A 13286-nucleotide genomic window follows, 5' to 3' on the forward strand; every position below is an offset into this window, starting at 1 on the left:
ACTGTGGTGAAAAAAGCGTTAACAATCGCTGGCTCTGATAGTGGTGGCGGAGCAGGTATCCAAGCGGATTTAAAAACTTTTCAAGAATTAAATGTTTACGGGATGTCGGCAATTACAGCAATAACAGCACAAAATACGTTAGGTGTACAAGGTGTTTATGCCCTTCCGCTTGAAGCCGTAATAGAGCAAATGAATTCTATTGAGGCTGATTTACGTCCGGATGCCCTTAAAACGGGAATGTTGTTTAATAGCGAGCTAATTGAAGCAGTGGCAAACAATATTAGGGAGTTTAATTGGGGCAACGTTGTAATCGATCCGGTCATGATTGCGAAAGGTGGAGCAAAGCTTTTACAACAAGAGGCAATCAATTCTTTACGTGAAACATTAATTCCTCTAGCAACTGTTATTACTCCAAATATCCCAGAAGCAGAAGTAATTACAGAGTTGTCCCTACACACAATCGAGGCTAGAAAAAAAGCAGCAAAAGTTCTTCATAAACTTGGTGCCGATTACGTTGTAGTGAAAGGTGGCCACGGCGAAGAAGAGGAACTAGTGGACTTATTATTTGATGGCCAAAGCTTTGTAGAGTTAAAGAGTACGAGAATTTCTACTCGTCATACTCATGGAACAGGTTGTACGTTTGCGGCCGCTATAACTGCTGAATTAGCTAAAGGAAAGACCGTTGAACAAGCAGTAAAAGTAGCAAAAGATTTTATCCATGCTGCAATAAAAGATGAATTAGGAATTGGCAGTGGACACGGTCCTACGAATCATTGGGCATATCGAAACGCGGCGGTGCACTCATGAACATCTTAAGAAAACATATGCAAGTATATTTTGTGATGGGTAGTAACAATTGTGATCGTAACCCGGAAGTTGTGCTGAAAGAGGCATTAGAAGCAGGTGTAACATGTTTTCAATATCGAGAAAAAGGCGAAGGAGCTAAACTTGGTATTGAAAAGTTAGAGTTAGGAGCAAGATTAAAAGAGTTGTGTAACGAGTATGAAGTGCCATTTATCGTAAATGATGATGTAGAACTAGCGATACAACTCGATGCCGACGGTGTACATATCGGCCAAGAGGACGGTAACATTACGTCCATTCGGGAAAAGATAGGGAATGAAAAAATAGTCGGTGTTTCTACACATAATGTGGAAGAGGCCTTAAGGGCGGTAGAACTTGGTGCTGACTACATCGGCGTAGGACCGATGTACTTTACTTCAACAAAGAAAGATATTGAAGAAGTGAAAGGACCATCTGTCATAACTGCCATTCGTGAAGCAGGTGTTACGCTTCCAATTGTCGGCATCGGTGGAATTAACATTTCCAATGCAAAAGAAGTGATGGAAGCTGGAGCGGATGGTGTCGCAGTCATATCGGCCATATCAAAAGCGGAAAATGTGGAGGAAACAGTTATAAAACTACAAAGAGGTTGAGACAAAACTAATATAATCATGATAAAAAAACGAACAATCGCTGAACTAGCGGAGGAAATATACGTAGACTCCAGCGGGAGGAAAGGCATAGGTGAGACCCCGCAGGCGTTTACGCCGAGGAAGATCACCAGCCGCCCGCGGAAAGCGAAGTATATTTCTGGAGCGGGTTATTTCCAAACTACTTTATTTGTTCGTCTTTTACTTTAATAAAAATAGTTATGTCCCAAGCTCTTTATTTTGTTATGTTTCATATTCGAGAGGCACTAAAAGGAAAATAACTATTTGCTTCCCCACCATTTATTTCTTACAATATTAATATCTTTTAAAAAGTAAGGATGATTAGTTATGAGAACAATGCCGTTACAAAAAAGAAATATTACAAACAGTAGATTAGTATTAGGATGCATGGGATTTGGTGGAGGCTGGGACAATTCGCCGTTTTCATCAGAAGAAGTGTTAAAAGCGGAGAAAGCGGTAGAGGCGGCATTATCTTCAGGAATTACGATGTTTGATCATGCTGATATTTATACGAGAGGAAAAGCAGAAAAGGTTTTCGGTGAAGTGTTGAAAAACAATAGAAGCCTACGTGAGCAAATGGTCATTCAAAGTAAATGTGCCATTCGGTTCGAAGATGATGCTGGGCCAGGTCGATATGACTTTTCAAAAGAGCATATTATAAACTCTGTCGATGGTATTCTTGCAAGGTTGAACATTGAACAATTAGATATTTTACTATTACATAGACCAGATCCATTGATGGAACCAGAAGTAGTGGCAGAAACGTTTGAACTTCTGAAAAAAGAAGGGAAAGTACAACACTTCGGTGTTTCCAACATGAATAAAGCACAAGTAGCACTTCTGCAAACGTATACAAACGAATCTATCATCGTAAATCAATTAGAAATGAGTTTGCGCAAATTAAACTGGGTGGACCAAGGTGTATTAGTAAACCAACACGAAGGGACTTCAGCCCATTTCACAGATGGATTTTTAGAATATAGTATGGAAAAAGATATACAAATCCAAGCGTGGTCTCCATTAGGAAAAGGTGTCTTCACCGGTCGAGAGGAAGAAATTAAAACAGAAGCAGAAAGAAATACAGCGGCGTTAGTAGCTAGAATGGCGGAAGAACTAGAAACAACAAGGGAAGCTATCGTACTAGGCTGGTTAATGCGCCATCCTGCAATGATTCAACCTGTCATCGGTACGACAAATCCAGACCGCATTGTAGCTTGTCAAGACGCTGTACCTGTTTCAGAAAAAATGACGAGAGAACAATGGTATAACTTGTACGTTACTTCTAGAGGTAGAAGATTACCATAATGGAAAGCATCCTTTTTATAGGATGCTTTTTTAATATTATGTATTATTTAATAAATGAAACTTTTAAACGTTTCATATCGTATTAATAAAAAGAATAAAGGGGGGAGATAAGATGGAAACAGTTGTTATTTTTATTTTAATTTTATTCGTTGTCGTATTAGCCTTAGTAGGTATTTTTAGAAAAATAAAGCCCACCAAAAACTTAAAAAAGGAAAATATACCGGAAAACTTAGGAGCTATTGAAAACACCTCAATTCAACCGTTAATCGCTAAATTAGAGTTAGCACTTCCTGATGAGTATATAAATCAAGTAAAGCAACGGTTTTTACAACAAAACGCGAAAGTTTCAGAGGACGAACTAGAATGGCGTATTTTTGAGCTGAAACGGTTTTTTATTTTAACGAGAGTGCTAAAAACTGTTCCGATGTATAGTGAAGAAGTAGATGATGTTTGGCATGAAATGTTGATGTTTACGCAAGCCTATCAAACTTTTTCAGAAAAATTTAATGGCAGCATGTTACATCATAAACCAAATGTACAAGGTGGAGGGGACCCTGGTGAGCGTGCGTTCTTTGATTGGGTGTTCTCGCAATTGTTTGAAGTAACAACATATAGTTGGTCGACTTGGGGAGACTTCTTTAAGAACCCACTAAATCCAGCTCAAATTACCGAATTTAAATACAAGGATAAGGAATACTTGAAAAATAAATATTTCAAAATTACAGAGGAATCAAATCAGATAGTAGATTACTTAATAACTAGGTTAAAAGAACAATCCCATCAAGCAGATGAAATTCATAAACGAAACGAAAAAGGAGCATTCACGAAACAACAGCAATATGGTGATTTTTCGAATACCTCATTAATTATGGTGTTTTATTCTATCTATTATTATGACCAATATTGGTTAATGGCAAAGGCGTATTTATACTCATCTGCTTCGAATTCTAGTAGTGGATGTACAAGTGCTGTTTTTTGCGGATCTGCAACTAGTAGCGATAAAAATAGTGGTGGAGATAGTAGTTGCTCTAGCGGGGACGCAAGCTGTGGTGGCGGAGGATGTTCCTCATAAAATAATATAACGGAGAGAATTTATGTTAAAAATAGTTGGAGAAAAAATTATTCTTAGGTCGGTACAAAAAGAAGATATACAAACTCTTTGGAAATTAAGATATGGAGAAGAGGACCCAGAGTTTAAAAAATGGGATGCACCATACTTTCCATTAGTCCGAGTGGAATATGAAGATTTTTATAATCGGATGATAGGTCAGTTAGAATCGGGTTATGATTCCGAAATGATTATAGAAGTGGATGGTAAAATTATTGGCACCGTTGTTTACTATTGGGAGCACGAGCCTTCCCGATGGATGGAGGTAGGTATTATCATCTATCTTCCTGACTATTGGAATGGTGGATATGGAACGGAGGCTATTAAATTATGGGTCACTCATTTGTTTAAACAATTTCCTATACTAGTTAGATTAGGATATACTACATGGTCAGGAAACCATCGAATGGTGAGTGTTGGAAAAAAACTTGGAATGATAGAGGAAGCTAGAATTAGAAAAGCTCGTATTGTAAACGATGAGTACTATGATTCTGTGAAGCTCGGAGTACTTAGAGAAGAATGGCAAACATTACATGGTGAACGAGTTGGCAGAATAGTAACTTTGTAATAAACTACTAATAGAAATAAGTTTTTCAAATGAATAAAACATACCAATAATAATGGTGTCAATTAGACTTAATAGGGAATCTGGTCTAAAACCAGAACTGTACCCGCAACTGTAGGTGCCGACGAAATAAGAATAGCCACTGTCATTCGACGGGAAGGACTTAAAGTAGGTAGAAGCACGAGTCAGGAGACCTGCCATTATGATGAACGATCGTCTTCTTCGGGAGTTAGGAAGGTTGGATAATGGTGCGCAAATATTAGAAAATAGGGCTCTATTTGTCTAGTTTTATTTTCTTTGCCTTTAATCCATCCTCATATTAGAGTGATGGATTTTTTATTTTCCAACCACTTTCTTGTAGAAGCAAAAAACATAAAAGAGAGTGGGAGAATGATGGGAAAAATATCAACAAATGTATCTAGAACTGTACAAACGAAACTAGTTTTACCTCCAGATACGAATCATTTAGGAACAATTTTTGGAGGAGTTGTTTTATCGTATATTGATGAAATAGCTGCCATAGCAGCGATGAAACATAGTAACAAGGTGGTCGTAACAGCTTCGATTGATACAGTGAATTTTTTATCTTCAGCAAAAGTAGGAGATATATTAACGTTAGAAGCAGTGGTTATATCTACTGGAAGAACGTCAATGGAAGTGTATGTAAAAGTGGAGTGTCATCAGTTTGAAACAGGTGAAACAAAACTTACAACAACATCCCTTTTAACAATGGTTGCAATTGATAGCGAAGGTAAACCAGTCCCAGTTCCAGGCGTAATCCCTGAAACGGAAAAAGAAATCCAGTTACTGAAGGAAGCAACAATTAGAAGAGAAAAAAGGTTGTTAGAGAACAAGTGGTCAAATGAGAAAATATAGTAATGAAAAAACGTGGTTGCTGATCCGCTTTTTTAGTGAATCGTAATAGTATACATATCTTTTAGCATACAAATAACACCGAATGAACATCTTGACTATGATTAAATTTGTGTGAATTAGGGTGCTATTTTTTTGTGAAAGTTATTGTATGAACGAAAAGCTTCTTTCATCTTCTAAGTAATAGTTGTAAAATAAATATGAACTTGAAAATTGTAGCTAGGGTTCCGCTATCTAGTAGGTCTGTGACCGAGGGCTACATCTTTTACCATAACGTAAAAGGCACCTATTGACATAAAAGGTCCGAGGGGAAAGGTTCAGCGTATTTGCTTTTGCGTTGAAATCCTTATCCCCTCGGACCTTTTTTATTATTTTAAGGGAGGTTTATTAAATGAAAAGAATTGATGAATTAAAAGCAGGTGTAGCAGTTATTATTTTGAATGGGGAAAAACAAGTTTTGTTACAGAAAAGAGCTGATGTAAAGCTATGGGGTATTCCTTCAGGACATATAGAAATTGGAGAAACAGTTTCTGAAGCAGCTATTAGAGAAGTAAAAGAGGAAACTAACTTAGATATAAAAATAAAAAAACTTATTGGTGTGTACTCTGAGCCTAATTCACAGGTGTTTGCATATCCAAATGGTAAAGTAGTACATTTTATAACAACTTGTTTTCTTGCTGAAATTACAGGCGGAGAACTTAGACGTAATTCTGATGAATCACTTGAAATAAAATTTTTCAGTCCAGATAATTTACCGCAAGATTTATTGAAAATGCATCCCCGATGGTTAAAGGATGCTCTTTCTAATAGGGAAATGGCGTTCATTCGTTAATTAATAGAGATCTATACTAACTGCTAATAAAAATTTTAAACCCTTATTAGGATAACAAACTTAAAAGTCCTAAAAGTCAGTCTCAACTGGACTTTTAGGACAGCACCATTTAGTCTGCTAAATGTTTTTCTAACTAGTTGTTATTTAAGCTACGACATCGTAAGTTATTTCGGCTTTCTCCACGGTATAAAAATACTTAGCTAATACACTCCACCCTTTAGAACTCTTTGATAAATAAAATCCCGATGTTGATAAATTATATTATATAAACTTTTGTATAATCGTTCCTTTTCCTTCTTTAACTTCTACTTCCGCCATCGCTCCATTAATTAACGTTACTTGAGGAGGAACATGCCCGCAATCTATGTCATACACAACCGGTACTTCCAGTTCAGAAGCTATCTCTTCATATACATCCTCAACCGTATACCCGTCCACTGGTTCATTTGCTGGACTTCTTCCGAATAAGACTCCTGAACAATTATTAAACCAACCTGCTAATTTCATTTGAACTATCGACCTTCTTAAGTCTGTTGTCGAAAGCTCACAGTTTTCGAAGTACCAAAGAATCGGTTCGCCGTTTGTGAATTGTTCTTGAAATGCTTTCACATCGCCAAAAGGTGTACCAATTAAGTGGCGAATAACATCTACACACCCACCAAGTATTCTACCTTTCACGGTTACATCTTTACCGTTCACTGTTTTCCATTCCGTTTTTTCGGTTAAATGAAAAATGTGAGGAGTAGGGTTGCCGTGTTGCCACTGTTTTTGGAAAAGCTCTGATGAATGTTGAATTACTGCTTCTCCAGCTTTTGTTTGTAGCACTTGTTTCCACATGGCGGTTGTTTCGTCGGAATATTCTCCTCGTAAATCTACTAAGTTAGTGCCGTGTGCCGTTGCAATCCCTGTTTTTAATGTCGTTGCTAATAACAAAACACTTGTATCGGAATATCCGAGTATCCATTTTCGCTTCATTTTTACGAAATCAACATACGGCAGTATTTCAATCAACAATTGCCCGCCCCATGGTGGGATGATCGTATCGATTCCATCGTCTTGCAACATGGCATTTAATTCATCTGCTCTCACCTTAGCTGGTGCAGACTTTGCTTTATGTTGGGTTTTTACTGTTTTTCCGAACCTCACAGTAAATCCTTCTGATTCTAGTCTTTTTTGTGCCTGATCCAACAAAGAATGTAAAACTTCTTGCACACCAGAAGATGGTGCTGTGACTCCAATAGTAGCCCCTTCACGTAAATGTGGATAAAACATGGAAAATTCCCCCTTGAGCTTTTTACGATTTTAACAAGGAAAGAGTATTTGGGCAATATATAATTTAAAATATTTTTAAAATTAGTAATTGACAATAACTTGTCCACGGTGTTATTGTGGAAAAGTGGAATTTACTACTAATTAAAAAATGGAGAAAGGGAGGTACACGAACATGAAAAAATCTATTGTATTAAACGTAATGAATGACAAACTTAATAAAATTCGTGACCTGTCCTCATCTAGCTCTCCGTTGTAAACACAAGGGAGTACTATCATCATTTCAAATTACCTATTTTAGCACAGGTCACGCTAACAGAACGTGACGTGTGCTTTTTATATGTTTTAATATCGGCATACCGACTTTCGTTCGGTGTGTCTTTTTTTGTCTTCATCTACATCCTTTTTTTACCAACAAAGCCTTTCGAGCTTTTTGGATATATTTAAAACAAATTTAGGAGGAGAGCATTATGCAAAATTTATTTGTTATTAGACTTATGTATGAAGGAACGGCAGATTCAGGGTAGCGAATACAAAATGGTCGACTGTTCGATCAAGGGGGTAAGATAGTATGTTATCAGTACTTACAAAACTTAGTTGGTTTTTTAAACAATATTGGAAGCGATATACAATAGCGATATGTTTACTAATTGTCGTCGGGATTTTAGAAGTAATCCCGCCAAGAATGATTGGGCATGCGATCGATGAAATTCATGTTGGCACTTTAACTTCTGAAAAATTAATTCAGTATGTAGGCTTTTTATTTTTACTAGCACTTGTTATTTATGGGATTACGTATATGTGGAGCTATAAATTATTCGGGGGTTCCTTTTTAGTCGAGAGGTTATTAAGAAGAAGTTTAATGGGACATTTGTTGAAAATGACACCAACCTTCTATGAAAAGAATAAAACTGGTGATTTAATGGCACGCTCAACAAATGACTTGCGCGCAATCTCTATAACAGCTGGTTTTGGTGTATTAACATTAGTTGATTCGAGTGTGTATATGTTAATTATCCTTTGTACAATGGGCTTTTTAATTAGCTGGAAGCTCACACTTGCAGCAATTATCCCATTGCCGATAATGGCACTAGCGATGAATATTTACGGGAAAAAAATTCACAAACGGTTCACTGAAGCACAAGATTCATTCGGTGAAATGAACGATAAAGTGCTAGAGTCGATCGCAGGAGTGCGTGTAATTCGTGCTTACGTGCAAGAGCGTGCGGACCAAAGCCGTTTTCACAATATGACGGACGATGTGTTTAAGAAAAATTTGAAAGTAGCAGTGATTGATTCGTTATTTGACCCGACGATAAAACTGTTAGTAGGTGCCAGCTATTTAATCGGACTTGGATACGGGGCATATTTAGTTTTCCATCAACAAATTACAATCGGTCAGCTAGTTGCTTTTAACGTCTATTTAGGAATGATGATTTGGCCAATGTTTGCTATTGGAGAATTAATTAACGTTATGCAGCGAGGAAATGCTTCATTAGATCGAGTGAATGAAACTCTAGCTTATAAATCGGACGTTTATGATGCCGAGCAACCGATAACGGAAATTGCTCCAACTGAGATTGAATTCGAAAACGTAACTTTTCAATATCCGTCTGGAACTAATCCGAGTTTAAATGGTGTTTCGTTTCATTTAAGAAAAGGAGAAACGTTAGGTGTCGTTGGGAAAACAGGTAGTGGTAAATCGACGTTAGTGAAGCAATTGTTGAGAGAATACAAACTCGGTGAGGGTAAAATATTTATTGCCGGTACACCACTTGAAAAAATATCATTGCATACTATTCAGGGCTGGATTGGCTATGTACCGCAAGATCATATTTTATTTTCAAGAACAGTTCAAGAAAATATTTTATTCGGTAAAGAAACTGCAACTGAAGTTGATTTACAAAAAGCGATACAACTTTCTGCTTTTGAAAAAGATTTAGAAATGTTACCAGATGGATTACAAACACTTGTCGGAGAAAAAGGTGTTTCGTTATCAGGTGGACAAAAACAACGTATTTCGATTGCTCGGGCGTTAATTGCCGACCCTGAAATATTAATTTTAGATGATTCCCTATCAGCAGTAGATGCAAAAACAGAAGCAAAAATTATTGAAAATATTAGAAAAGAACGAAACGAAAAAACGACGATTATTACAACACATCGCCTATCAGCAGTACAACATGCTGATTGGATTGTCGTGCTAGATGACGGTAAAGTTGTAGAAGCTGGTTTACATGACCAGCTGATGGCACATGGTGGCTGGTATAAAGAGCAATACGAGCGCCAGCAAGTGTCTGAAGGAAGTGAGGTGGTATCATGAAAAAAATAAAAGCTGGAAAGCGTTTATTTCAATATGCACTAACGCAAAAGAAAATTATTATTATAGCGCTTCTCATGTTATCCGTTGCGGTTGCAACAGAATTAACAGGTCCTTTTATTGCCAAAAGAATTATCGATCAGCACATAATGGGAATCGAAAAAGAATGGGTATTAGTAGAGGAAAAAACAACGGATAGTGTTGAATACAACGGCCAATACTTTTTGAGAGAAGACAGGGCTACAGAAAGTATGCCAGATAACCGGAGTAAAATTCTTCAAATTGGTAGAGAGTTTTATTTCATTCCACAATCCGTTACGTTAGAAGGAGAAAGGTCAGTAGAGGATGGGAAAGTAGTGATCGCTAGAGGAGATGAGCGAGTAGAGTATGAGGCGACACATCTTTCTAGTGACGAATTATTATCATTTTACAATCCAGAAGTAAAATATATCATTTATTTAGTTTTACTCTATTTTGGGTTACTTGTCGTCTCGGCATTTTTTCAATACGGGCAAAGCTATTATTTACAATCATCAGCGAACCGAATTATTCAAAAAATGCGTGAGGATGTGTTTGGGCAAATTCAAAAATTGCCAATTTCCTACTTTGATCACCTACCAGCAGGAAAAGTTGTTTCTCGCATTACAAATGATACCGAAACGATAAAAGAATTATATGTAACAGTGCTGGCAACTTTCTTCTCGAGTATTATTTATATTACCGGTATTTACATTGCCCTATTTTTACTCGATGTAAATCTAGCTGCGATTACGTTATTATTACTGCCGATTTTAGTGATTTGGTTTTACGTATATCGAAAAATTGCCTCTGTATATAATCATAAAATTCGTTCGCTCCTTAGCGATATTAATGGATATATTAATGAATCTATTTCAGGGATGCGAATTATTCAAGCGTTTCGTCGTCAAAAGCGGACGAAAGAGGAGTTTGAAAACTTAAATGAACAATATTTTACGTTTCAAAATAAGTTATTAAGCTTAAATTCATTAACCTCTCATAATTTAGTTGGAGTGTTAAGAAATATCGCTTTCGTTGCACTGATTTGGTACTTTGGCGGTGCTTCGCTTCAAATTGGAACAGTGTTATCACTAGGGGTTCTATATGCATTTGTTGATTATTTAGGAAGAATGTTCGGACCCATTTCAGGGATGGCAAATCAATTAGCAAACTTAGAAACAGCGCGTGTGTCCGCGGTTCGAGTATTTGAATTGATGGATGAAGTCGGTGTTGACGTTTCCGATGAAAAATATCCTCGTTACGACGGAAATGTATCGTTCGAGCATGTGTCATTCGGTTATAAAGAGAACGAATATGTTTTAAAGGATATTGATTTCACTGCTAATAAAGGAGAAACAGTAGCGCTTGTAGGACATACAGGAAGTGGGAAAAGTTCCATAATGAACTTATTGTTCCGCTTTTATGATATACAAGAAGGAACGATAAAAATTGACGGTATTGATATTGCTTCGTTACCAAAGCAAGCAGTAAGACAGCATATGGGGATCGTGCTTCAAGATCCATTTCTTTTCTCAGGCACAATTGAATCGAATGTAAGTTTAGAGGATCCGACAATTACGAGAGAAAAAGTGGAAAAAGCATTACAAGATGTCGGAGCGATGGAGTTTATCTCTAAGTTACCGAAAGGATTAGACGAACCTGTTTTAGAAAAAGGTAGCACATTATCTTCTGGTCAACGTCAATTAATTTCCTTCGCCCGGGCACTTGCATTTAACCCAGCTATTCTTATTCTAGATGAAGCGACTGCAAGCATTGATACAGAAACAGAAGCCGTTATTCAACAAGCTCTAGAAGTATTGAAAAAAGGCAGAACAACATTCATTATTGCCCACCGACTTTCGACTATTAAAAATGCAGACCAAATTTTAGTGTTAGATCGAGGAGCAATTGTGGAACGAGGTAATCATGAAGAGCTAATGGCTCGAAAAGGAATTTATTATCAAATGTACGAATTACAAAAAGGGAAAAATCATTTAGCAGGATAAGGAGACAGGGCGTGATTAATTATTGCGCCCTGTTTTCATTTGGTTAAACTCTTTTCATAGGGAACCTTTCTTTTGGAAAGCATAAAAGGAGAATATTAAACCAAAATGGAGGGGAACTCCTTTGGAAGAATTATCTACGGGATTGATACTAACGTTAGTTCTATTAATAATGTTATCTGCATTTTTTTCATCAGCAGAAACAGCTTTTTCTAGTGTCAATAAAATACGATTACGGAATTATGAAGAATCTGGCCGAAAAGGGAGTAAAAAAGCACTTTACATTGTTGACAACTTTGACCGTTCATTATCAACGATATTAATTGGAAATAATCTCGTTAATATTGCTGCTACTTCCATTTCGACAAAGGTCGCAACAGATTTATTTGGGGCAGGGGCAGGTATTTTAATTTCAACCCTTGTGATGACAGTGCTCATTTTAATTTTTGGAGAAATATTACCAAAGTCATTAGCTAAAGAGTACGCAGAACCATATTCCCTAAAAATATCAGGAATTTTACTTTTCCTAATGAAGTTATTCGCACCGATTACGATAATGTTTGTTTATTTAAGACGTTTTGTAAGTAAGTTGTTTAAAGGGGGAAATAATGATACTCCATCCGTTACAGAAGAAGAAATTAAAGTAATGGTAGATATTAGTCAAGAAGAAGGCGTTCTAAATTACAACGAAAAAGAGTTAGTGTATCGGTCGTTAGAGTTTGATGATATAACAGTAGGAGAAATTTTGAAACCTCGAATAGATATCGTTGCTGTTGAAGTGAATCAACCGTTAGAGGAAATTAGAGATGTCTTTTTAGAAGAAAGATATTCAAGGATTCCTGTTTATGAGGACCATATTGATAATATTATCGGGATACTTTCAGAAAGAGAGTTTTTAAGTAATCTCATTCAAACCGAACATGTAAAAATACAAGAGCTATTAAGAACTCCTGTTTTTGTAGTGGAAACGATGAAAATTGCGACACTATTACCTCAGTTACAAAAAAATAAAGTGCATATGGCAATTGTTGTTGATGAGTTTGGAGGAACTGCTGGCTTAGTCACACTTGAAGATATTCTTGAAGAATTGGTTGGGGAAATATGGGACGAGCATGATGAGAAGGTACGTGATTTTATAAAAATAAATAACTGTAAATATGAATTTAATGCAGACATTCCTTTAGAAGATTTCTATGAAGAAATGGGTATGGACTATGACAAAATGAACCAGTCAAGCCATACATTAGGTGGTTGGCTATTCGAAAACTTTGATCGAATTCCAACAATTGGTGAACAATTTACCTTCGAGCATATAACACTAACTATACATGAAGTAGAAGGAAGACGAATCAGAAAAGTTTTAGTAGAAATATCGGACGAAAATGTTCCATGTGATGAGGAAGAAGAGAATTTGAACGACGAATAAAAAGTGCCTAGCACTCCGTAATGTGAAAATCGCATTTGGTGCGCTAGGCCTTTTTTTGCTTTTTGCTAATGCCACATAAAATGATCAGTTAAAAAGGAAACTAATGTAGCCTT

11 protein-coding genes and 1 riboswitch are annotated in these 13286 nt (G+C 36.7%); of the genes, 10 read left to right on the plus strand and 1 reads right to left on the minus strand.

The window, feature by feature from the left end; all coding sequences use genetic code 11:
* Window positions 1-3: 3 nt before the first annotated feature.
* From thiD to BC6307_RS03745, 7 genes are all read left to right on the plus strand, one after another.
* Window positions 4-807, plus strand: a complete 804-nt coding sequence (gene thiD, locus BC6307_RS03715; RefSeq protein ID WP_066417179.1) for a bifunctional hydroxymethylpyrimidine kinase/phosphomethylpyrimidine kinase — start codon at window positions 4-6, stop codon at window positions 805-807.
* A complete protein-coding gene (gene thiE / locus BC6307_RS03720) occupies window positions 804-1436 on the plus strand; it encodes a thiamine phosphate synthase (RefSeq protein ID WP_066417176.1) in 633 nt (210 codons plus the stop codon). The genes thiD and thiE overlap by 4 nt, the downstream gene beginning before the upstream one ends.
* 345 nt (window positions 1437-1781) lie before the next feature.
* Entirely contained in the window at window positions 1782-2759 is a 978-nt protein-coding gene (locus BC6307_RS03725) for an aldo/keto reductase (protein ID WP_066417173.1), read from the plus strand.
* 112 nt (window positions 2760-2871) lie between these two features.
* Window positions 2872-3831 (plus strand): glycine-rich domain-containing protein, encoded by a 960-nt coding sequence (locus BC6307_RS03730; RefSeq protein ID WP_066417171.1) that lies wholly within the window; start codon window positions 2872-2874, stop codon window positions 3829-3831.
* Window positions 3832-3853: 22 nt separating this feature from the next.
* Window positions 3854-4435 carry a GNAT family N-acetyltransferase gene (locus BC6307_RS03735; protein ID WP_066417169.1) on the plus strand — a complete coding sequence of 194 codons (582 nt, stop codon included), beginning with the start codon at window positions 3854-3856 and terminating at the stop codon, window positions 4433-4435.
* Between the two features lie 36 nt (window positions 4436-4471).
* Window positions 4472-4648, plus strand: a riboswitch (cobalamin riboswitch).
* Window positions 4649-4822: 174 nt separating this feature from the next.
* Window positions 4823-5308, plus strand: a complete 486-nt coding sequence (locus tag BC6307_RS03740) for an acyl-CoA thioesterase (protein WP_066417167.1) — start codon at window positions 4823-4825, stop codon at window positions 5306-5308.
* 388 nt (window positions 5309-5696) lie between these two features.
* Window positions 5697-6137 (plus strand): NUDIX domain-containing protein, encoded by a 441-nt coding sequence (locus tag BC6307_RS03745; RefSeq protein ID WP_066417164.1) that lies wholly within the window; start codon window positions 5697-5699, stop codon window positions 6135-6137.
* A 261-nt stretch (window positions 6138-6398) separates the two neighbouring features.
* Here the strand turns inward: BC6307_RS03745 and BC6307_RS03750 are convergent, their stop codons facing one another.
* Window positions 6399-7409, minus strand: a complete 1011-nt coding sequence (locus BC6307_RS03750; protein WP_066417162.1) for a S66 family peptidase — start codon at window positions 7407-7409, stop codon at window positions 6399-6401.
* Window positions 7410-7977: 568 nt separating this feature from the next.
* On the opposite strand from BC6307_RS03750, the gene BC6307_RS03755 reads away from it, so the two are divergent.
* From BC6307_RS03755 to BC6307_RS03765, 3 genes are all read left to right on the plus strand, one after another.
* Window positions 7978-9729: an ABC transporter ATP-binding protein gene (locus BC6307_RS03755; protein ID WP_066417160.1), complete on the plus strand. Its 1752-nt coding sequence runs from the start codon at window positions 7978-7980 to the stop codon at window positions 9727-9729.
* 5 nt (window positions 9730-9734) lie between these two features.
* Window positions 9735-11750 carry an ABC transporter ATP-binding protein gene (locus BC6307_RS03760; RefSeq protein ID WP_094366270.1) on the plus strand — a complete coding sequence of 672 codons (2016 nt, stop codon included), beginning with the start codon at window positions 9735-9737 and terminating at the stop codon, window positions 11748-11750.
* Between the two features lie 121 nt (window positions 11751-11871).
* Window positions 11872-13173 (plus strand): hemolysin family protein, encoded by a 1302-nt coding sequence (locus BC6307_RS03765; protein WP_066417155.1) that lies wholly within the window; start codon window positions 11872-11874, stop codon window positions 13171-13173.
* Window positions 13174-13286 lie beyond the last annotated feature (113 nt).

Source organism: Sutcliffiella cohnii (assembly GCF_002250055.1).
Lineage (GTDB): Bacteria > Bacillota > Bacilli > Bacillales > Bacillaceae_I > Sutcliffiella > Sutcliffiella cohnii.

Bases quoted from the DNA above. Each gene is read 5' to 3' on its own strand.
- thiE (WP_066417176.1), top strand. From the start codon at position 804: ATGAACATCTTAAGAAAACATATGCAAGTATATTTTGTGATGGGTAGT.
- BC6307_RS03750 (WP_066417162.1), bottom strand. From the start codon at position 7,409: ATGTTTTATCCACATTTACGTGAAGGGGCTACTATTGGAGTCACAGCA.
- BC6307_RS03745 (WP_066417164.1), top strand. From the start codon at position 5,697: ATGAAAAGAATTGATGAATTAAAAGCAGGTGTAGCAGTTATTATTTTG.
- BC6307_RS03740 (WP_066417167.1), top strand. From the start codon at position 4,823: ATGATGGGAAAAATATCAACAAATGTATCTAGAACTGTACAAACGAAA.
- BC6307_RS03735 (WP_066417169.1), top strand. From the start codon at position 3,854: ATGTTAAAAATAGTTGGAGAAAAAATTATTCTTAGGTCGGTACAAAAA.
- BC6307_RS03755 (WP_066417160.1), top strand. From the start codon at position 7,978: ATGTTATCAGTACTTACAAAACTTAGTTGGTTTTTTAAACAATATTGG.
- BC6307_RS03730 (WP_066417171.1), top strand. From the start codon at position 2,872: ATGGAAACAGTTGTTATTTTTATTTTAATTTTATTCGTTGTCGTATTA.
- BC6307_RS03725 (WP_066417173.1), top strand. From the start codon at position 1,782: ATGAGAACAATGCCGTTACAAAAAAGAAATATTACAAACAGTAGATTA.